General features: G+C 63.6%; 21 protein-coding genes. 9 read left to right on the forward strand and 12 right to left on the reverse strand.

The window, feature by feature from the left end:
- Positions 1-500: 500 nt before the first annotated feature.
- On the reverse strand, positions 501-761 hold the full coding sequence (locus JJB74_RS18215) for a hypothetical protein (protein ID WP_200594134.1): 261 nt from the start codon (positions 759-761) through the stop codon (positions 501-503).
- Positions 762-801: 40 nt separating this feature from the next.
- On the opposite strand from JJB74_RS18215, the gene JJB74_RS18220 reads away from it, so the two are divergent.
- A complete protein-coding gene (locus JJB74_RS18220) occupies positions 802-1,092 on the forward strand; it encodes a hypothetical protein (RefSeq protein ID WP_200594136.1) in 291 nt (96 codons plus the stop codon).
- Between the two features lie 142 nt (positions 1,093-1,234).
- On the forward strand, positions 1,235-2,482 hold the full coding sequence (locus tag JJB74_RS18225) for a cation:proton antiporter (protein WP_200594137.1): 1,248 nt from the start codon (positions 1,235-1,237) through the stop codon (positions 2,480-2,482).
- 12 nt (positions 2,483-2,494) lie between these two features.
- Here the strand turns inward: JJB74_RS18225 and JJB74_RS18230 are convergent, their stop codons facing one another.
- Together JJB74_RS18230 and JJB74_RS18235 are read right to left on the reverse strand one after the other, a co-directional pair.
- Positions 2,495-3,028 carry a DUF421 domain-containing protein gene (locus tag JJB74_RS18230; protein WP_200594139.1) on the reverse strand — a complete coding sequence of 178 codons (534 nt, stop codon included), beginning with the start codon at positions 3,026-3,028 and terminating at the stop codon, positions 2,495-2,497.
- Positions 3,029-3,106: 78 nt separating this feature from the next.
- Positions 3,107-4,468 carry a DUF2254 domain-containing protein gene (locus JJB74_RS18235; RefSeq protein ID WP_200594141.1) on the reverse strand — a complete coding sequence of 454 codons (1,362 nt, stop codon included), beginning with the start codon at positions 4,466-4,468 and terminating at the stop codon, positions 3,107-3,109.
- 104 nt (positions 4,469-4,572) lie between these two features.
- Between JJB74_RS18235 and JJB74_RS18240 the strand changes: the two genes are divergently transcribed.
- Entirely contained in the window at positions 4,573-4,866 is a 294-nt protein-coding gene (locus JJB74_RS18240; RefSeq protein ID WP_200594143.1) for a hypothetical protein, read from the forward strand.
- Between the two features lie 13 nt (positions 4,867-4,879).
- Here the strand turns inward: JJB74_RS18240 and otsB are convergent, their stop codons facing one another.
- From otsB to JJB74_RS18285, 9 genes are all read right to left on the reverse strand, one after another.
- The gene (gene otsB, locus JJB74_RS18245) at positions 4,880-5,650 is read right to left on the reverse strand and encodes a trehalose-phosphatase (RefSeq protein ID WP_200594145.1); all 771 of its coding nucleotides are present in this window, start codon (positions 5,648-5,650) and stop codon (positions 4,880-4,882) included.
- A gap of 1 nt (position 5,651) precedes the next feature.
- Positions 5,652-7,913, reverse strand: coding sequence for an alpha,alpha-trehalose-phosphate synthase (UDP-forming) (locus tag JJB74_RS18250; protein WP_407672382.1), 2,262 nt, complete (start codon positions 7,911-7,913; stop codon positions 5,652-5,654).
- A 1-nt stretch (position 7,914) separates the two neighbouring features.
- Positions 7,915-8,979: a mechanosensitive ion channel family protein gene (locus JJB74_RS18255; protein WP_200594147.1), complete on the reverse strand. Its 1,065-nt coding sequence runs from the start codon at positions 8,977-8,979 to the stop codon at positions 7,915-7,917.
- A 726-nt stretch (positions 8,980-9,705) separates the two neighbouring features.
- Positions 9,706-10,446, reverse strand: coding sequence for a ZIP family metal transporter (locus JJB74_RS18260; protein ID WP_200594149.1), 741 nt, complete (start codon positions 10,444-10,446; stop codon positions 9,706-9,708).
- 308 nt (positions 10,447-10,754) lie between these two features.
- Positions 10,755-11,486 (reverse strand): DUF4396 domain-containing protein, encoded by a 732-nt coding sequence (locus JJB74_RS18265; RefSeq protein ID WP_325170138.1) that lies wholly within the window; start codon positions 11,484-11,486, stop codon positions 10,755-10,757.
- Positions 11,487-11,852: 366 nt separating this feature from the next.
- Positions 11,853-12,296, reverse strand: a complete 444-nt coding sequence (locus JJB74_RS18270) for a hypothetical protein (protein ID WP_200594153.1) — start codon at positions 12,294-12,296, stop codon at positions 11,853-11,855.
- Positions 12,297-12,414: 118 nt separating this feature from the next.
- Positions 12,415-12,852, reverse strand: a complete 438-nt coding sequence (locus tag JJB74_RS18275; RefSeq protein ID WP_200594155.1) for a hypothetical protein — start codon at positions 12,850-12,852, stop codon at positions 12,415-12,417.
- 79 nt (positions 12,853-12,931) lie between these two features.
- Entirely contained in the window at positions 12,932-14,320 is a 1,389-nt protein-coding gene (locus tag JJB74_RS18280; protein WP_200594157.1) for an ATP-binding protein, read from the reverse strand.
- Positions 14,317-14,991, reverse strand: coding sequence for a response regulator (locus tag JJB74_RS18285; RefSeq protein ID WP_200594159.1), 675 nt, complete (start codon positions 14,989-14,991; stop codon positions 14,317-14,319). The genes JJB74_RS18280 and JJB74_RS18285 overlap by 4 nt, the downstream gene beginning before the upstream one ends.
- A gap of 346 nt (positions 14,992-15,337) precedes the next feature.
- Here JJB74_RS18285 and JJB74_RS18290 point away from each other — a divergent pair, with 346 nt between their 5' ends.
- The 6 genes from JJB74_RS18290 to JJB74_RS18315 all read left to right on the forward strand — a co-directional run bounded on the left by JJB74_RS18290 (position 15,338) and on the right by JJB74_RS18315 (position 19,168).
- Entirely contained in the window at positions 15,338-15,871 is a 534-nt protein-coding gene (locus tag JJB74_RS18290; protein ID WP_325170144.1) for a DUF4426 domain-containing protein, read from the forward strand.
- A gap of 64 nt (positions 15,872-15,935) precedes the next feature.
- Positions 15,936-16,157 (forward strand): hypothetical protein, encoded by a 222-nt coding sequence (locus tag JJB74_RS18295; protein WP_200594163.1) that lies wholly within the window; start codon positions 15,936-15,938, stop codon positions 16,155-16,157.
- 72 nt (positions 16,158-16,229) lie between these two features.
- Positions 16,230-17,210, forward strand: coding sequence for a mechanosensitive ion channel family protein (locus JJB74_RS18300; protein WP_200594165.1), 981 nt, complete (start codon positions 16,230-16,232; stop codon positions 17,208-17,210).
- Positions 17,167-17,502 carry a hypothetical protein gene (locus JJB74_RS18305; protein ID WP_200594167.1) on the forward strand — a complete coding sequence of 112 codons (336 nt, stop codon included), beginning with the start codon at positions 17,167-17,169 and terminating at the stop codon, positions 17,500-17,502. Before JJB74_RS18300 ends, JJB74_RS18305 begins: the two co-directional genes overlap by 44 nt.
- A 94-nt stretch (positions 17,503-17,596) precedes the next feature.
- A complete protein-coding gene (locus JJB74_RS18310) occupies positions 17,597-18,064 on the forward strand; it encodes a hypothetical protein (protein ID WP_200594169.1) in 468 nt (155 codons plus the stop codon).
- 339 nt (positions 18,065-18,403) lie between these two features.
- Positions 18,404-19,168 carry a DUF4142 domain-containing protein gene (locus JJB74_RS18315; RefSeq protein WP_200594171.1) on the forward strand — a complete coding sequence of 255 codons (765 nt, stop codon included), beginning with the start codon at positions 18,404-18,406 and terminating at the stop codon, positions 19,166-19,168.
- Positions 19,169-19,240 lie beyond the last annotated feature (72 nt).

The following is a 19,240-nucleotide window of genomic DNA, read 5'->3' on the forward strand; positions in this document are numbered from 1 at the left end:
TGACACCCCGGAGATCAACAGACACGTAGGGCCTGCTGCGTCCACGCGGCTATCCGCTGGCCGGATGGGCTGCACCCCCCCTGTCAACATGCCGGGATGCAAGTGCCTACCGAGCACGGTCTGATACCTTGTTCATGAAACGCTTCTGTGGCGTACAAAAAGACACGTCTTTTCTTCGTATAACCAATAACCGTTCGCCCTGAGTAGCCTGCGCAGCAGGCGTATCGAAGGGGCTGACAGAGCTCGTTCACCAGATGAAGACATGCTCTCGGTATGCAGCCGCTATGGCTTCCTTCGATACGCCGCTGCGCGGCTACTCAGGATGAACGGGTTCTTCTTAAAGCATCGGAAAAGCGCAAGATCATTTGCCGCGATGAGTGCCTGGCTGCATGTTGACAGGGGTGGCTGCACCCACCCTGCGCCCTGCCAATCCTGCTGCCCCGTTCCACCGCGCCTGCGTTGTCCGGGATGCCCGGGACCACAGGCACGACTGCATCGCGCTATTGCACCAGCGCCAGCTTCCCCGGCATCTCGGCGCTAACCGTCTCGTGTGGCTCGGCCTCGCCCGGCGCGACCAATGCAATGTGCATATCCGCATCCCAGAGCCGCGTGGCCAATGCGCGCACAGCTCGCGCCTCGAGCGCGACGCTCCTTTTCGTAACGATGCCCAGCGTGTTCATGCGGATGGCTTCGGCCTCGAGCAGGCTGGCCAGCGTGGTGAGATGTTCGGCGATTTGCCGGGTGTTGATCTGGTTGGACATGAGCCCTCCCTGAAATGGATCCTGTTGTTCGGCATGGTGCATGGTCGAGCTGCTTGCGACCGCCCTGGACGGCCAGGCGGCGACGGATAGTCGTCGCTGCACAGGCATGATGCAAAACCGGCGTCACAACTATGACTCTGCAAGGGCCGTGCCAGTCGCCCTGCGTGCGCTGCGTCCGGCGCAATGGACGCGTGGCCTTCCAGATGCCGACATCAGCAATGCATCGCGAAACCGTTTTTGCCGCGTCGTCCCGTGCAACGGCCAGCCTTCGGATCCCGCGAATGCCGGCCCCGCCATCACAACGTATATGGCTCGCATTCCCGCGAAATGAGGAACCGCAATGGGGGAGCGCAGTGCTGCAGCGGCGCCACGCAATCTTTTCGGCAGCTCGCAGTCCACCCCTGTGACCCATCCGTGCCTCCGGCGCATTCGCAACCCGCGGCTTGCGTCGGGCACGTGTAACCGGAGTTTGCATGCTCGATATCGCCGCCGCCTTTCTTGTCATTACCGCCGTCCTCGCTTATTTCAACCGCAAGTACATCGGCCTGCCCCCTGCCATCGGGGTCATGACCATTGCGCTGGGGCTTTCCCTCGTGACCATCGTTCTCGACCGCGCCGGCGTCGGCGTGCCGCGGGACTACGAGGAATCGCTGCTGCGATCGGTCGATTTTTCCGAGCTGCTGATGCAGGGCATGCTGTCGCTGCTGCTGTTCGCCGGCGCCTTGCACGTGGACCTGAGCGCGCTGCGCAGCTACCGCTGGCAGATCGCCGCCCTCGCCGGCGTCGGGACAGTGGCTTCGACGCTTCTGGTCGGCTTCGTGTTGTGGTACGGCCTTTCCTTCACCAGCGTGGCGCTGCCGCTGCCCTACTGCCTGCTGTTCGGCGCGCTGATCTCGCCGACCGATCCGATCGCGGTGATGGGCATCCTGAGATCGGCCGGCGCCCCGCGCGACGTGGAGCTCGTCATCGCCGGCGAGTCGCTGTTCAACGACGGCGTGGGCGTGGTGCTGTTTTCCCTGCTGGCATCGATGGCGGTGAGCGGCGACGCGCCCACGCCCGTCCAGGGCGCGATGCTGCTGATGAGGGAAGCCGGCGGCGGCATCGCCCTCGGCCTTGCGCTCGGCTATGTTGCATACCGCATGCTCAAGAGCATCAACAGCTACCAGGAAGAAGTGCTGATCACGCTGGCCACCGTCATCGGCGGCTATGCGCTGGCAAGCAGGCTCCATGTTTCCGGACCGCTCGCGATGGTGGTGGTCGGCCTGATCGTCGGCAACCATGGCAGGGCGCTGGCGATGTCGGACAAGACCAGGATGCATGTCGACATGTTCTGGGAACTCATCGACGAGATCCTGAATGCCGTGCTGTTCGTGCTCATCGGCCTGGAAGTCGTGGTGATCGCCTTTTCCAGTGGCCTGGCGGTGGGCGGCCTGATCGCCATCGCCATCACGCTGGGCGCGCGCCTGGTCACCGCCGGCATGCCGATCGGTTTGCTGCGCCCGGTGTTCCGCCTGCCCGCCGGCGCATGGAAGGTGCTCACATGGGGCGGACTGCGCGGCGGCATCTCGGTGGCGCTGGCGCTGTCGCTGCCGGCGAGCCCGCAGCGCGATATCGTCGTCGGCCTGACCTACATGGTGGTGGTGTTTTCCATCCTCGGGCAGGGACTGAGCATCGGCAAAGTGGTGCGCAGGAGCATGCCCTGCTCGATGCACTCGTCCTGAACGCCGCAGGCGTCATGCGCCGCCGTCCGCCTGTTCTGTCGCCCCGGCCACGCGCTCCAGCGCGGAGCCGGAACCCATGCCGGAACGCGGCACGATGCTCAGCGATCCATCCGTCTCCAGGATGGCGGCGGCGACCTGCTCCATGCCGCCTATGCCCTGCCGGCGCACGGCGGCCCGCATTTCGTCCTGCGTGACGCGCACCTTCCTCATTGCGTCTTCGATCATGCGGCCGTCGCGCATCAGCAGCGTGGGCTGCGTCTTGACCAGGGCACTGATGCTGCCCGAACGCACCGACAGCCAGGTGATCGCGAATTGCAGGCCGATGAGCAGCGCCAGCGCCAGCCAGCCTTCGCTGAGCGAGATGCTGCGGGTAAGCAGGATGGAGGACAGGGTCGAACCGAGAGCCACAGTCACGATCAAGTCGAAGGAATTCATTTTCGACAGCGTGCGGTTGCCACTGATGCGCAGCAGGAAAACACATCCGCCGTAGGCCAGCAGTCCCACGGCAATGACACGAAGCAGGTCCCGCGCGCTGTCGAAAAACATGATCATTCTCCTCGCATCGAGCGTGCCGTATCGCCACGGCATTCGCTACATAACCGATCCGCCGGGCAGTCCTTTGCCTTATTCCGCCCTCTTGCGCGCCAGCGCCTGCCTGACCGCGTGATAGCGCTGAGCGACAGCCTGCGCATCGTTCTCTTCCTGCAGCGACCGGCTCGCGGCGGCGGCAATCATTTCCGCATGCCGCTGCAGCGCCCTCGTATCCGCTTCGCGGGTGCAAGCCGGCGCCACGGTGGCGATAGCCTCGAGCATGCGCATCATCACATCGACGTTGCCGGATGCATATTGGCGCAACTGGTTGAAGGCGACGTCGACGATGGACGGGAAATCCGCCGCCATCGCTTTCAGCCTGAGCTTGCCATATTTGTCATAGCGGCACGCGTCGGGCATGTCGCGCCGCGCGAGGTGGTGCAGCGCCGCGGACAGCCGGTCGATGCAGGCAATCGCAGTGAAGGGATCGTTGGTCCCCGGCGACAGGGCGCGCACGCCGACCTCGACCAACTGCAGCACGGCGAACTCGATGTCCTGTGTCGGCGTGCGCGCGGCGCCAATGGCGAAGGCGGCCAGCAGCCTGTCCGCGAGCTGCTGCTCCAGGCGCTGCGCCGGCCATATGGAAAGCAGCGGCATGCCCTCGACCAGGTATTGTCCCGGCCGCCGTTCCAGGCGCAACGCCATGTCGCCGGCGCAGGCGGCGGAAATCAGCGCGTCGGCGTCGATCATCTGCAGATAGCCATCGCGGGGAACGCAAATCGTGCCTATCTGCTGTTCGCCGCCTTCCCGGAATGCCGCAAGCGCGCGCGATTCCCAATCGTGGTCGCGGTGTTCTCCGCGCTCGCTCTTGCCCTGCCCGATGCGTTCCGGGAACAGCCGATCCATCACCTGCTGCAGTTCGGTGCCGGCGCGCGAAATCACTTCATCGGCCTGTATCGACATCGACACGTGATGAATGAAATAGATCAGCACCCAGAGGCTGGCCAGCGCAAAGACCACGGCGACAGTGACCGACAGGTGCGGCGTGAACGCGCCATAGTCCTCGTGCCGGACGGTGCGCAGCACGACGAGGCAGTACAGGAAGGTGGCGAGGAACGTGCCGAGAACCAGCTGGTTCGAGCGGTCGCGCATGAAATTGCGCAGCAGCCGCGGGCCGAACTGCGAGGATGTCAGCGACAGCGCCACCAGGGTCAGCGAGAACACCACGCCGGCGATGTTGATCATGGAGCCGGCAATGGTCTGCAGCACCGCGCTGGCGCCTTCGGCTCCGCCGCCGTAGATCCACGACATTTGGCTCAGCCATGCATTCGCGCCACGACGGTCCATCTCGACCATCAGCTGCGCCAGCACGATCGCCGCGCCGGCCATCAGCGAAGGCAGGAACCACAGGCTGGCGCTGAGGTATTCCCAGTATTTGTTCAGCAGGACTCGCATGCCGGCGTCATGTTCTGCAAACCCGCGTCGGCGCGCTGATGCCGGCTTGCAAGCGGCTTACTTGCCGCCCTTCCCGTTTTTTCCATGCTCCAAGCCATGACCAGATGCGAGTCGACCACCTCGATGGTCCTGGCGGCATAGGCCTTGAGCTGCGTATTCTTGGCATTGGCGCTGACCTTCTTCAGCAGGTCGTGGGTGCGCTCGCGGTCGCGGACGCCGACGCGCTTGATGTCCTGACCGAGGCGGCTGCAAAGATGGCGCAGGCGAATTTGCTGTTCCCGTACATAGGAAAATCTCCTTCAAGCATGTCTGAATGCCGCGGGATGCGGCAGAAATGGCAGTCGTCGAAAACATGCCGGGAAACCGTTTCATGCATGTCTGAGTTTCGGGAACCATGACAGTTCCCGATCTCTAAGGCGCGCTGTGGCGCAAGCGCGCAAGCAGCGCCTGCACCACCGCGCGCATGTCGGCCGGCGCGTCGACCTGCCAGTCGGCAGCGCTGTCGGGCTCGGCGCCGACACGAAGACAGAAAACACGCGGATCGCGCAGCGCGAACACATCCTCGTCGGTGACGTCGTCGCCGGCATAGAAGGCAGTGTCCGTGCCGCACAGCGTCATCAGTGCGCGCAGCGCCACGCCCTTGTCGGGCGCAGACTCCGGAACGAGGTTGAACACTGCCTTGCCACCAACCACGCGCGGATGCGGCGACAGCAGGCGCAGGCGCGCGCCGAGCGCAGCCTCGGCCGCGCGCGGATCGCTGGCATGGCGGTAATGCACCGACAGCGATCCGCCCTTGTCCTCGATCTGTATTCCGGGCTCGCGCCACGGGCCGCTCTCGCGTGCGAAGACACGCAGCCATGCTGCGACATCGCCGCGCTGAGCGAGCACATCGCGCTCCCAGCCGGGCAAGCCTTCGGCGCCATGGTTGCCGATCACATGGGCCGGCGCGAAGCCGAGACGGCGTCGCACATCATCGATCGACCGGCCGGTGATCACGGCCACTGGCGTGAGATGGCACAGCTCGCGCAGCCCGGCGAGCAGCGACGGCAGCGTCATCGCCGCTTCGGGCAGCGCCGTGATATTGGCCAGCGTGCCGTCGAAATCGAAGGCGCAGAGCATGCCGGGGCGGACGATGGCGTCGAGCTGCGCCATGCCGGGCGCGGAAAACAGCGGCTGCGTCATTTCACACCACCCTGCGCAGGCCGGGCGCGGCGCCGTGCTCGGCGATCTTGGACATCACCCGCTCGCGCTGGCGCAGACGCGCCGCGTCGTGCAGCATGCGCCCGGCCCAGCGGTAGACGTTGAAGTCGCGCACCAGCATGCGCATGCTGCGCATGCGTTCGGCCTGCTCGGCCGCCGGCATCATGAGGCCGCGATACAGCGCCTCTGCGCCCTGTTCGATGTGATAGGGATTGATGATCAGCGCCGCGTGCAGCTCCATTGCCGCGCCGGTGAATTGCGATAGCACCAGCGCGCCGCGTTCATCATCGCGCGCGGCAATGAATTCCTTGGCTACCAGGTTCATGCCGTCGTGCAGGCTCGTGACCATGCAGACTTCGGCGGCGCGGTAATAGCGGTTCACCGCTTCATGCTCATGGTGCTCGGCCTTCAACACGATGGGCAGGTAGCCGCCGCTGCCGAAGCGGACGTTGATCCGCTGCACCAGGCTGCGCACCCGGGCTTCGAAGTTCTGGTATTCATCCAGCGAGGAGCGGCTCGGGGCGGCGATCTGCACGAAGGTGAAGCGGCCCACCATTTCCGGATAACGCTCGAGCATGCGCTCGACTGCCTGAAAGCGTTCGAGGATGCCCTTGGTGTAGTCGAGACGATCCACGCCGATGCCCAGCAGATGGTCCGGCGCCAGGCCGAGCTCGCGCCGGATGGCGGCGCGGCAGGCTGGCACGCTATCGGTCTGTGCCTCGGCTTCCGGCCAGGCGATGGAGATCGGATAGCTCTGCACCTGCGTGAGCTTGCCGCCGTAGGAAATCGTCGACGCTTCTTCCTCGATGCGGGTCTCGAGATAGCGGTCCACCGTGTCCATGAAGTTGCGCCGGTGCAGCGGCGTGTGGAAGCCCAGGATGGTGCTGCCGAGCATGCCCTCGAGGATCTCGGCGCGCCACGGGCAGATGCCGAAGGATTCCGAGTTCGGCCAGGGTATGTGCCAGAAGGTGATGATGGTCGCGCGCGGCAGGCGCTCGCGCACCATGCGCGGCAGCAGCGCGAAGTGATAGTCCTGCACCAGCACCACCGGGTCTTCGGTGCGCGCCTCGGCCACCACCGCATCGGCGAAGCGGCGGTTCACCGCCACATACTGTTCCCAGTCGGAGGAACGGAAGATCGGCCGCACATGGGCGATATGGCACAGCGGCCACATGCCTTCATTGGCAAAGCCGTAGTAATAGCCCTGCTCCTCCTCCTTGCTGAGCCAGACGCGGCGCAACGTATAGGACGAATGGCCCGGCGGCACCGGCACGCGGCCGTGCGCATCGACGACGTCGCGGTCGGCGTTGCCGGCCCCGTGCGCAATCCAGGTGCCCGAGCAGGCGCGCATCACCGCCTCCACCGCAGTCACAAGGCCGCTGGCGGGACGGCGCACTTCCACGCCTTCCGGCGTCTTCACATGAATGTAGGGCTCGCGGTTGGACACCACCAGCACCTCGTCGCCTGCCAGTTCGTTGTGCAGCAGCGCGCGCAGCTTGTCCGGCGCGGACACCTTCGCGTCGTCGTCGCTCAGCCGTTCGCGCTGGTATTCATTGAGCAGCGCGCGCAGGTCGCCGATCAGGGGTAGCATCTCCGGCGAAGCAGTGAAGCCGGCGCGCTGGGCGATGCCGCCGCGCAGCACGCCGCGCACGCCGTCGAGCCAGCCGCGCCAGCTGATGCGCGCGATGACCACGGTGATCAGTGAAATCGCCACGCCGAGCGCCAGGAATACCGACATCACGTATTTGCGTGTGTCGGCGCTGCGGCGCTCGATGAAGCTCATGTCGTGTACCAGGATCAGCTTGCCCAGCGCTTCGCCTTCGCGCTGCAGCGTGCTCACGGTCACATGCACCGCGCCCTGCGGCAAATCGACCAGGCGGCCGCCGGCGCGGCCCGGCGCGGCGTCGCGCGCGCAGCCCAGCGACTTCGGCCAGGTCGCGGTCTTGTAGATCAGCTCGCCGCGGGGATCGCAAAAGCCGAGCGCGAACAGGCGCTCGTCGAGGATGGCGCGGTCGAAGAGCTGCATGATCTTCCTCTTCGCCTTCTGCGGCACATAGTCCTGCAACGGATCCTCCAGCGTGGCCGCCAGCGTCGCAGAACGCAGGTCGAGGTCGCGCATGAACCAGCGCAGGTTCAGCTGGTCCATCAGCGGCACCGAGGAATAGGCGAAGGCGCCGAGCACCAGCAGCAGCGGCAATACGAAGCGCAGGGTCATGCGCAGCGAGGTCAAGGGCGGTCGCATCATGTCATTCCCCCATGGCAGCTTGTGCACGCGGCGCGCTCTGGTTGAGATACAGCACGCGCGTAGGCCGGGCGAAGACGACGCCGCGCGCGCGGAGCTCGCGCAGCAGCTCGAGATTGATGTGCTGCTGGATGTCCATGTACTTGTTGTAGTCCGGGTCAAGCACGTAATAGACGACTTCGTACAAGAGCGCGCTTTCGCCGTAGCCCTTGAAGTGGGCACGGTCGAAGCGAGCATTGAGTTCGGGCGACGCGATGATGGCGCGCAGCAGCTGCGGCAGCGCGCGCACCTGATCTTCCTGCGTGTCATGGGCGATGCCGAACTCGAACTGCACCCGTCGCTCCTGCATGCGCTTGTAGTTGCGGATGCGGTTCTTCAGCAATTCATTGTTGGAGATGACGATCTGCTCGCCGCCGAGGCTGCGCAGCCGCGTGGTCTTCATGCCGACGTATTCGACCGTGCCCATGTAGCTGTCGACGACGATGAAGTCGCCGATCACGAAAGGCTTGTCCAGCGCGATCGACACCGAGGAAAAGATGTCGCCGAGGATGTTCTGCACCGCCAGCGCCACGGCGATGCCGCCGATGCCCAGGCTGGCCATCAGCGTGGTGATGTTGAAGCCGAGATTGTCCAGCACCACCAGCACCGCCAGCGACCACAGGATAATGCGCCCGACCAGGCCGGCCAGCATCAAATGCGTGGCGGCCGAAGGGTTCGCCAGGCGCTGGCGTTCGAAGGCGCGCTCGGCCGCAACCGTGATGACCCGGTTGGCCCACAGCGCCACCTGCGCCACCAGGACCACGATCCACGCATAGTTCACGAACCGCTCCTGGCGCGGCGACAGCGCCAGCTGATCCAGGCCGGCCAGCAGGGCCGCGGCGATCATGAAGCCCAGCCGCGTCGCCATCACGATCTGCAGCGGATAGGCCAGGAAATCGAAATGCGACAGCGTCGACAGTCGGCGCAACTGCCGCGCGAGCACCATGCGCGCTATCAGCAGGATGGCGAGCGTGCCGAAGAACACGGTCGCCGCGAGCATTACGTCATACGATGGCAGGCCATTGAACATATCGTTCTCCCCTGTTTCTGGCTGCGGCACGAAGCCGCGCGACGCAGCGCGCCGGCATTGAATGAGCCCCGTCTTTGCGGGCGCCTGGGTCCAGGAGCCTGCGCGGCAACGGCATCGTTGCGGCAAGCGCTGGCGGTCGGCGCGCGTGGCGCGCAACCTGGTGGTCCGAACATGCGGCGAGCCGGAATTCGTCCTGTTATTCACCCTGCAGCGCCCGGCAGGACGCCCGGCGCGGCTTGCCGGCTTGTTATAGCGGGTGTGGAAGATCCGGCAAGCTCGGCCATATTGCCTCAAAAATACATTTGCCGCAATTAAAACTAAGCGGTTCCGATCGGCGACTTGCCGCGCCAGGCAAAAGGACGCGAGCCGCGGCAACGCGTCCCTCTGTACGGCGATGCCCTGTGCCTGGTACACGCGCATGGCGCGCGAGGGGGCCGACGCGATCAAGGTGACAGCCGCCCAGTCCTGACAACGTGCTGCATCTCCGTGTGGATGGCGGGCGGCGGGCAGGCACGGACCAGCGCTCGTGCGCTTGGCCATGCCGGCCTCCGACATCACGCTGTCCGATGTGCATATGGCCGACCTCGCGCTCCCCATTCGCAACGCCTGCGGCAATCAGGCCCCGGCAATAGACACAGATGGCGTGGGGAAAATCCGTGGGTCGCTGACGCGTTGGCGGCGATAGGCAGAAGCGCGGTGGCAAAGCCCTGGCGCTTCCCTCCGCGCTCAGCCTAGCCAGGAAGACAGCATGATGAAGGCCGCAAAACCGATGGCCAGCCCCAGCGTCTGCCAGCCGCTTTCCTTCGGCCCGCCGCTCTCGTGCGCTTCCTCGATCATCTCTTCGATTGCGATGGTGGTCAGCATCCCGGCGGTGAAGGACAGCAGCGCGAACTTGACGACGGCTGGCGCCTCGCGCACCGCGAAGTAGCCAAGCGTAGTTGCCGCCAGGATCGGCAGGGCAAAGGAGGCGGTCAGGGCCAGGCGCGCTGCCCGCCCCATGCCCGCCTTCCTGAAAGTCGCGATCGTGGCGAAGCCCTCGGGGATGTCGGCCGCTACCTGCCCCAGCGCGAGCAGCAGCGCCAGCTTGCCCGAAATGCTGGCGCTCGTGCCGATCATCACGCCGTCGCTGATCAGATCCGCCGCCACGCCGGCATAGATCATCCATGGCCCAGCGCCGCCTCCTGCCCCGCCGCTGCGGTCAACGATGGCGTTCAGCGCCGACCTGAGCCCGGCAGCGGCGGCGCCACCCGCAACGAAGGCCAGCGCGATGATCCATGGATGCGCCGTTTGCAGAGCCGTCCCCATCAATTCGATGCCGACCACGGCGAGTATGGTCCCGGCTGCGAAATGCAGCGCGAAGCCAAGCACGGACGGCGGAATCCGGACCATCTCGGCAATTGCGCCGCCGACAAAGTTGCCGGCGGCCGGCAGGCAGGCGTAGCCGATGGCGATCCAGTATGGGCTCATGGGCACCCCGGTATGGAGTACATGGCCGCCCGCGCGTCGACCGGCAACATGGCCGGGTTCGTTCTGCCGCGGGCGTACCAATGGGCCGGCTTGCCCTGCCGGAAACGATGTCTTGCGTCTGCGCCGTGACCCGGCGATGCCGCTCCATCCTCTCCACCCTGCCCGGCTTCGCGCCCGCTGTCGTGATTCATATGCCTCAACTCCATACGGATGGATCAAATGATCGGCACGGACCCGTCCCGTCTTGCGCCGCCAGGTCCATCTCGGCCCGAGCGCATGCCGCCGCAAAGCCTGCCGCACCGTTCACCTCACATCTTTTCCTTCAGGCCGGCTTTCAGCAGCCACCAGTTGACCGGGTAGCTGGTGGCAAAGCCGCACAGCATGGCGATCTGCATCATGAACCAGAATTCCGGGCTGGCGACTTCCAGCTTCGTGTGCAGCAAGGTCCCGAAGATCCAGAAGTAAGCGATCGCCATGAAGCCGTACATCCCGACCTGCCACGCCGTGAGCGACAGGGTGTCGGCCTTCACCGCGGCCCATACGCCCTGCAGGAAGCCGAGGTGGCGCATCGGTGCGATCGTGAAATACTGGAAGGCGACGCCGATCAGAAAGGCGAGGACAAAGTCCAGCACCCAGACCGCGAAGATCTTTTCGCTGAACAGGGAATGCCAGCCAAACCAGGTCGCGACCGCGGGAACGGCGAAGGCCAGCCATTCCGCGATGATGTCGCCGATGCAGCAACCGCTGCCGCAATGCGAGGCGCCCTTGGCCACCATCACGGGGAATGGCAACTGCTTGGCTGGCGGCTGCTCTCCCCGCTCCTTTGCATCGCTCTCGACATCCTTTGCCGACAACCTGCCGTAGCGCCAGTACAGCCAGAGGGATGCGACGGTGCCGAACAGCGCCGTCACCGGCCAGACCACATCCATGATCCACATCTTTTGCGGATGGCGCAGTACATCGACGGCAATGAACAAGGCGCAGCCGAAGCCGAGCGCAAGAAACAATAAGGACAGGACATGCAGCCAGTGCGGGGTCACGTTCAATTCCTTTCACTCTGTTGGCGCTACGGCGCGATAGTCCGCCAAAACACAATTGCCGAAGCAAGCATGTTGTGTGCGGCTCAACGTTTGTATTGCTGTTGCATGATCCATGCCCGTTAACGCCCTGTGCGCGTCCGTTCACCATGCTGTTGCTGAACCCTCTCTTTCTTCACGGTCCGCTTCAAATAGGTACTCTTCCTACAACTGCTTTTGCGCAGACGGCAATCAGTCCATGGTATGCAGCACTGGCACTTGTCCTGCGGCGGCAAACTCCCCAAGAAACGTGTATGGACAAGGCACGGCGGCCGGCAGCCCGATGCGGGACAAGGAACGGGCAGATGCGTCATTGCCAATGCCCAGCCCTTACTTTTCGGGGAAGTAGTACACCAGCTCCTTGGGCTCATCGCAACGTATCGTGATCGCCTTGGTCTGGACCTGTCCTCCGTGTTCGGCCCTTACCCGGTAGCTGCCGTCGGGCAGCTGGACAAAAAGCATCGGCCCGGCGGACGACACATCGAGCATGTACTCGTCGTTCCTTCCTTGGCCTTTGTGATCGACCCGGATCTTGACATTGCTGAGGTACTCACCACTCTTGGGCCGGACGAAGAGCAAGTGCAGGATATAGTCCTGCATCGCGGCCCTCATTGCCTGCTGCTGCGCCTCGCCGGCGCCGCCACTGACATAGCTGATGCCGTTTGGCGCCACTTGCGGCTTGACTGGAACAGCACTCTGCGCAAGCGAAAGTCGGGCGGCTCCAGTCAATGCGACCGCGCATACGACGCTTGAACTGGGCATTGCACTGAACATGAAGCCCTCCTTGCCTTGACGTGGTTATGAAACAGGTTGGACATATGATGAACACGGGGCGGCGATGCTCGCGCGCCATCCGGTACTGTCAATGTAGCCGGGAAGCGTTAAGCGAAATTTAAGGCTGCGTCACCGCGCCGAGGAGCGATGACGTCTCTTGTTCCACTCCCTTGTCGCATTTTTCATCGGGCGTTCCGCCATGACAGAAGTGCGCGCAACGGACGTCCGGCTTCACCTTGCCCGGTTCGCTTGGAAGGACAAGGACCCGATACTGGGCCGCAGGCGCGGCGGAGATGGAGTGCGACAGGCGAATCCTGCTGCGCCTGTCACCCAGGACGAACCGAAGCTCGGCAACGGCGCAGTTGGCGCAGTCGGCCATGCGCGTCAGAAGCGACCCGCTCAAAGGTATGCGCTGCGTGCGTATGCCTTGAATGATGCTGCTCGATACCCCCAGTCGTTGCGCAAGCTGCCGGTCCTGCTTTGCGTTGATCCGTTCGAGCAGGAATTCGAGCAGGCGGCTCGCATCGTAGGGCAGTATTGTCTGCTTTTTATGCATATCCATTCTCACAAGTGGCATGAGGCCTTCTGTTGCGCTGCGCAGCCGGCGCGATGTCCATGACAGAGGCCCAGCCTGTTCACCGCTGCAAGGCCTCGCGCAGCTGCGCCGCGTCAGCCGATCCAACCTGCGGCTGATTATCTGCGGCAGGTTGCGGCGATCTGATCCTGGTCATCGGAAAACTGACCTCGACCCTGAGCCCGCCAATATCCGAAGCACTGAGCGCAATGCGCGCCTGATGCAGCGTGGCGATATTGCGCACGATGGCCAGCCCCAATCCGCTCCCCGGCTGACCGGCATGCCGTCCGCGGTAAAAACGCCTGAATACCTGGCAGCGTTCGGACTCGGGGATGCCCGGCCCCGAGTCGTCCAGACTCAGCAGCGCATTCCCGTCATGGCAAGCCATCCTGATGGCGACAACGCCGTGTTCCGGCGTGTAGCGGATCGCATTGTCGAGCAGGTTGCGCATCAGGATGCGCAGGCGATGCGCGTCGCCATGCACCAGCATGCTGTCCGGGGCGTCGAAACGGATGTCGATGTGCCGCTCCGTGGCATAGGCAAAGCACTCTCCGATGACGCGCCGCATTGCCTCGACGAGATCGAGGTTCTTGAACGCCGCGGTTTCTTCGTCGTGATCGGTCGAGGCTGCGGTCAGCAATTGCTCGATCAGGCGGCTGATGCGCTTGACGCCTTCGCTCAGCTCGTCGAGAGACTGCGGCCGGCTTCGCACCGCCAGTTCCTGTTCCAGCATCTCCAGCTGCAGCTGCAGCGCAGTCACCGGGGACCGCAGCTCGTGGGCGGCATCGCTGATGAAGGCGCGCTCGTTGTGAAATGCGCGGCGCAATCGTCCCAGCAGCCGGTTCAGCGCGTGCGCCACCGGCGCGACTTCGGATGGCAACCCCTGCTCGGATACCGGATCCATCGAGCGCGCATGCCGCTTCACCACCTCCCTCTCGAGGCGGCGCAAGGGCCTGAGTTCGCGACCGATGAGCCACCAGATGAAGACCACCATGGCCGGTACGAACGCGAGCATAGGCGCCAGGCTGTCGAAGGTTGCGGCAAGCGCCAGCCGGCGGCGAATTTCCCAAGGCTGGGCTACCTGTATCACGCGATCACTACGCGGCATGCTGTAGATTCGCCAGCGCATGCCTTCGATGATGACGTCGTTGAATCCCGGATCGAGCTTCTTCGGCAAGGCGACGCCCGGATCGGAACGGTATCGGACCGTGCCATCGGCCGAAAGGACCTGGGCCACCGTGTCGGCGGACTCGCCGATATAGAAATCCGGCTCCCAGTGTATCGATGTGCCCTTGTCGCGCAGAGTGAGCGCCGTCTGTTTCAGCTGGTAATCAAACAGTTTTTTGTTCTGGGACAGCGTTTGCTCGAAGGTCAGCCAGCCTACCAGCGCCGCGACCATGACGGTGGCCAACAGCAGGAACAGCGTCAGCCGGATCCGCAGGGACGTCATTGCTCCGCCTTTCCCGATCCCGGAACGAAATAGCCGACGCCGCGAAGAGTATGGATGAAGTTCTGCCCGAGCTTTTGCCTGATCGAATGGATATGGACTGCCACGGTATTGCTGTCCACGTCGTCACCCCAGCCATACAGGCGCTCCTCGATCTGCGCCTTGGAAAGGATCGTTCCCGGCCGTCGCGTCAGCGCTTCGACAATCGCATACTCCTTCGCCGAAAGCAGGACATCTTCGCCATGGCAGCTCACACGACGGGTATGCGTGCAGATCCGTATTCCATCGAGTTCGATGTCGGCATCGCTTCTTCCGACGCTTCGCCTCAAGGCGCAGCGTATCCGCGCCGCCAGTTCACGCAGGCTGAAAGGCTTGACCAGGTAATCATCAGCGCCGAAGTCGAGTCCCGCGACCCGGTCGTCTACCCGATCCCGCGCCGTGACGATGATGACCGGCATGGCGTTGCCGACGCTGCGCAACTGCTGCAGGATTTCCATGCCGCTGCGGGTCGGCAGCGCGAGATCCAGCAACAGCAGATCAAAATGCTCGCTGTCCAGGACCTCGTTGACTGACCGGCCATCCCGCAGGTGATCCACCGCATATCCTTCGTTGCGCAGATACTGGCGGATGCTCGCCCCTATCATTGGATCATCTTCCGCAAGCAAGACCCGCATGGCAGTTCTCCTGGCTCAACGGCAAAAACGGCTCTCCCGCCTTTCTGCACCGCGAGGCTGATTGACGATGGATTGCCGATCCTTTCAATGGCACTCCCTGAACCCTTACGCCTGCTGCCGCGGGTCAGGAACGACAAGTCGACCAGGCTAGCGAGCGGACGCCAGGGAAAACAGCATTCCTGCAAATATATAATTCGACATGCTGCCCGCGGCCGAGTTCCGGACTCGGCATGCGCGAAAAGGGCTTCGACTTATGATTCGAGCGGCAAGATTAAGCGAGCGTTAAGGCGCGGGCCTGTCAAGGAACTCCGGTCATATGCGCCGATCTACCCGCGACAATGCGTTGGTGCCGAATATCTCTTGGATGCGGACAGCAATGAATGCTCTTTATCGACAGGCAAACACCCGGCATGCATGGCATCCGAGTTTCTCGCCAGCCTTCGTGATTTCCGTGATGCTCCTTGTCGGCCTAGTCATGGCGCCCGGCGCCGTTCTGGCGCAATCGCATAGCGTCAGCGAAGGGCCTTATGTGCTGCGGGCCAGCACCGTGAGCAGTGAGAGCCTCCCGGAAGAAACGGCGCGTGCGAACGGCATTCATCACGATCCGCGGCGCGGCGTGCTCAATGTGATGGTGGCGGAGAAAAAGGACCGCGCTTTGCTGACCACGCATGCCCGGGTCCACGCAGATGCACGGGACCTTACCGGTCAGCGACGCCGCATTCCCATGCGGGAAATCGATTCCAACGGGTCGGTGACCTACCTCGGAACCTACGATTTCGTCGAGGGAGAAGTCATCGACTTCTTGATCGAAGCCGAACCGATGCGAGGCGACCGCAAGCTCAGGCTGACTTTCCGTGACCGGCTCTGGACGGAAAAATAGGAGATCGCGACAGCCTTGCAGCATGGATCCGGCACCAGGTTTCCTCACACACAATGGAAACATCATGTCAAGCCTATTTGCGAGCAGTGAAGAATTGTCCCGGATCAGCGTTTGCATAAGGGAAGTAGGAGCAAGAATCTCGGAGCAGCAGGAAAAGGTGGACCGGGCAAGCAGCGCAGGCCGATTCGCCTATGAGGAACGCGGTGTGCTGTTTGTCATGGCCGAATTCCTGGAAGTCCTGAAGAGACGCCGCGCCAGGATACTCAGGAATGCGGAACATGCCTGACGATAGGCCATCAGACTTGCCATGCGCCGATGGCAGGACATGCTCTTATCCTGACGCTGGAAAGGCGATGCCGTGCAATCCGAATTGTTGATCGCTTATGAACGCCTGCAGCAGCTGATCACGAATGCGATGCGGCTGCTGCCCAGTGCCGCGCTCGGCATCCTGGTCTTCATCCTGTTCCTGTTCACGGCCCGCGGCATCAAGGCCCTGGTGCAGCAGTTCGCCGCGCGCCGCCGTCATCGCAACCTGGCCCTGGTACTCGGCAGGGTGGCGCAGTGGGGCACGCTGCTGTTCGGCTTGCTTCTTGCCGTCACCATTGCCTTTCCCTCCTTTACGCCGGCCAACCTCATCAGCGCCCTGGGCATTACCGGCATCGCCATCGGCTTTGCCTTCAAGGACATCTTCGAGAATTTCCTGGCCGGCATCCTGATACTCGTCACCGAGCCGTTCCGCATCGACGACCAGATCGTGTTCGGCTCCTATGAAGGCACGATAGAAAAGATAGAAACCCGGGCCACCACGCTTCGCACGTATGACGGGCGCGCGGTCATCATCCCGAACGCGGAACTGTTCAAGGCCTCCGTCATCGTCAACACCGCACTGGATATCCGCCGCATGCAGTATGACGTCGGCATCGGCAATGGCGACGATATACAGCTCGCCAAGCATGTGATGCTGGAAGCGGTCCGTGGCGTCGATGGCATTGTCAGCGAGCCGGTGCCTGATGCGCTGGTGATCGGCTATGGCGATTACAACGTGACGATACGCCTGCGCTGGTGGATCAAGCCACCACGCCGCGCCGACGCGCTCGACATTACCGACAAGGTGCTGGAACGCGTCAAGCTGGCGCTGACGGTGCACGGCATCGATCTTCCGTTCCCGACCAGTCAGCTGCTCTTCCATGACCAGACCGAAGACACCGATGGCGACCGCAAGCAGCAGCGCGAAGGCTGGCCGGCGGCAAACGGCAGCCAGGTTCCTGCGCCGCGCAGCATCGCCGGCGCCATCCATGCACGAGGCGCGCCTGCGCGAAGCGATGGCGTCGCGCAATGAAGACGTTGACAGGGATAGCGCGCCCGCCATTGTCCGCGCCACCGCCTCGCAGGCGGCACGGCATGGCAGGCAGCAGGGGCAAGTCGTTGCCGCGGCGTTGGCAGGCGGCCATGTTCGCTGGCCTGGCATGTCCTCTGCAGCGCCCGTGCGCACCTGGCTTGCGATTGGCGGGAGGACCATGGAACTGAGCGATGCAGAGAAGATCCATGTGCGCAGCACGGCAAGTTGCAAGCATGACCGATGGAAAAAGGCCCTGCACGGCGCCAGGCATGACGGCGTGTCCTGGCCTTGAAAACGAATCGTGGCGCGGCGCCCGCGTCCCGGAAAAGCGATGCAGCCCGACATGTCACCGCTGAGCATCATGCACACGATGAAAAGGAGATCCCATGCGAAACCTGCCAAGAGTGTTCTTTCCCGCGGCCTGCGCACTGTTTTTCGCGCACGCATACGCCGCAAGCCCTGGCCCGGATGCAAAACCCGCCGGCATTCCGCTCGCGCCGGTCGTATCGCCGGAGCTGATCATCGCGCCGACCGAAGTGCGCACCGACCCGACTCTTGCGAAAGGCTGCTGGGTAAGGCTGTTTCCGGAGCCTGCATTCAAGGGTACCGATGACTTGACGATCGCTGGACCGGTCGCGCTGCCTTCGCTGCACACTCCGGCGGGCGGGGTCTACTGGAAACACAAGACGGAAAGCGTGATCGTTGGACCGAAAGCCACTGTCTCGATATTCGAGAACCAGCGATACAGTCACCAGACCGCGACCCTGGCGCCCGGCACGCGCGAGCCGCAGTTACGCGGCAACCTGAAGTTCACACAGTCGATCGATTCACTGAAAATCGATTGCGCGCCTTGAGCATGGTTGCTTGCCGACGACGCAGCACGGCGGGCTGACGTTGCCCGTCGCCGTAGTCTGCTGCAGCTTAGCGGACCCTGAAGAGGCTTCCTCCATGTGACGGAACGACTGCAACACGGCAGTCGCAACAGCGACCGGTATGCGGGCGCGCCTGGGCTGGTTAATCCCGGCTTAACCTTGGAGACCTATGCTCGTTAAGCACAGCACCGGCGCGCGCGCGGCCCGAGATGGCGGGCGCAACAACGCCGCATGCATACGGCGGGCCATGGATTGCGTCTTCAGAATCGCGGAACTGCACCGCATGCGAAAACGTATCTTCAACATACTGGAGGACAACCAATGAGAACCGACAACCCGATCAGGAGCGCCATCGGCGTCACCGCGCTGGCAATGGCCTTGTGCGCGCCGCTGGCCCATGCGCAGACCGGCGCGACTTCCGGCACGAAGAGTTCGAGCACGGACTTGTCCAGCACATCCGGATCTTCCGCATCGAAGCCCGCGAGCAGCGACAAGCTTGCAGCTGCCGACGGGCAGATGATGCGGGATCTCGCCCAGGGCAACCTGGCGGAGATATCGGTCGCCAGCCTGGCCATGGAAAAAAGCAAGGATGAACAGGTCCGGAACTACGCGAAGATACTGATCAACGATCACACCGACGCGGCCGAGAAGCTGAAAAACCTCGCGCAAAAGAAGGATGTCACCCTGCCGGACCATCCCAATGCCAAGCAGGAGGCGGAAAGGAAAAAGCTGCGCAAGCTGTCCGGCGACAAGTTCGACCGGCAATTCCTGCAGCAGGCAGGCGTTGCCGACCATCGGCATACGCATGACCTGCTGGTCAAGATACAGAAGCAGGCCAAGGACCAGGACCTGATCCAGGTCGCATCGGGCCTGCTTCCCGTCATTGACAAGCATCTCGACGCTGCTCTCAAGATGACCGGTCCGCACCCGGTGTCCAACGGCGCATCCAACGGTGCCGGACACGCAAGCCACCCGGTTGCATCCGGCAGCGCGGCATTCACCGGCCGGCCGGGCGCCAACAACGTCAACCTGGGCGCAAGCACCCCCGACAGCAGCAACAGCGGTTCGGCCACGGGCTCGAAGTAAGACTGCGCATCATGCGCCGTTGCATCGGCTGGAAGGGACCTCTCCAGCCGATGCGCCGCAGGCAGCGGCCCG

The sequence above is a fragment of the Noviherbaspirillum pedocola genome (genome assembly GCF_016632335.1).
Lineage (GTDB): Bacteria > Pseudomonadota > Gammaproteobacteria > Burkholderiales > Burkholderiaceae_D > Noviherbaspirillum_A > Noviherbaspirillum_A pedocola.

Bases quoted from the DNA above. Each gene is read 5' to 3' on its own strand.
- JJB74_RS18215 (WP_200594134.1), bottom strand. From the start codon at position 761: ATGTCCAACCAGATCAACACCCGGCAAATCGCCGAACATCTCACCACG.
- JJB74_RS18220 (WP_200594136.1), top strand. From the start codon at position 802: ATGGTCGAGCTGCTTGCGACCGCCCTGGACGGCCAGGCGGCGACGGAT.
- JJB74_RS18225 (WP_200594137.1), top strand. From the start codon at position 1,235: ATGCTCGATATCGCCGCCGCCTTTCTTGTCATTACCGCCGTCCTCGCT.
- JJB74_RS18230 (WP_200594139.1), bottom strand. From the start codon at position 3,028: ATGTTTTTCGACAGCGCGCGGGACCTGCTTCGTGTCATTGCCGTGGGA.
- JJB74_RS18235 (WP_200594141.1), bottom strand. From the start codon at position 4,468: ATGCGAGTCCTGCTGAACAAATACTGGGAATACCTCAGCGCCAGCCTG.
- JJB74_RS18240 (WP_200594143.1), top strand. From the start codon at position 4,573: ATGCGAGTCGACCACCTCGATGGTCCTGGCGGCATAGGCCTTGAGCTG.
- otsB (WP_200594145.1), bottom strand. From the start codon at position 5,650: ATGACGCAGCCGCTGTTTTCCGCGCCCGGCATGGCGCAGCTCGACGCC.
- JJB74_RS18250 (WP_407672382.1), bottom strand. From the start codon at position 7,913: ATGATGCGACCGCCCTTGACCTCGCTGCGCATGACCCTGCGCTTCGTA.
- JJB74_RS18255 (WP_200594147.1), bottom strand. From the start codon at position 8,979: ATGTTCAATGGCCTGCCATCGTATGACGTAATGCTCGCGGCGACCGTG.
- JJB74_RS18260 (WP_200594149.1), bottom strand. From the start codon at position 10,446: ATGAGCCCATACTGGATCGCCATCGGCTACGCCTGCCTGCCGGCCGCC.
- JJB74_RS18270 (WP_200594153.1), bottom strand. From the start codon at position 12,296: ATGTTCAGTGCAATGCCCAGTTCAAGCGTCGTATGCGCGGTCGCATTG.
- JJB74_RS18275 (WP_200594155.1), bottom strand. From the start codon at position 12,852: ATGCATAAAAAGCAGACAATACTGCCCTACGATGCGAGCCGCCTGCTC.
- JJB74_RS18280 (WP_200594157.1), bottom strand. From the start codon at position 14,320: ATGACGTCCCTGCGGATCCGGCTGACGCTGTTCCTGCTGTTGGCCACC.
- JJB74_RS18285 (WP_200594159.1), bottom strand. From the start codon at position 14,991: ATGCGGGTCTTGCTTGCGGAAGATGATCCAATGATAGGGGCGAGCATC.
- JJB74_RS18295 (WP_200594163.1), top strand. From the start codon at position 15,936: ATGTCAAGCCTATTTGCGAGCAGTGAAGAATTGTCCCGGATCAGCGTT.
- JJB74_RS18305 (WP_200594167.1), top strand. From the start codon at position 17,167: ATGCACGAGGCGCGCCTGCGCGAAGCGATGGCGTCGCGCAATGAAGAC.
- JJB74_RS18310 (WP_200594169.1), top strand. From the start codon at position 17,597: ATGCGAAACCTGCCAAGAGTGTTCTTTCCCGCGGCCTGCGCACTGTTT.
- JJB74_RS18315 (WP_200594171.1), top strand. From the start codon at position 18,404: ATGAGAACCGACAACCCGATCAGGAGCGCCATCGGCGTCACCGCGCTG.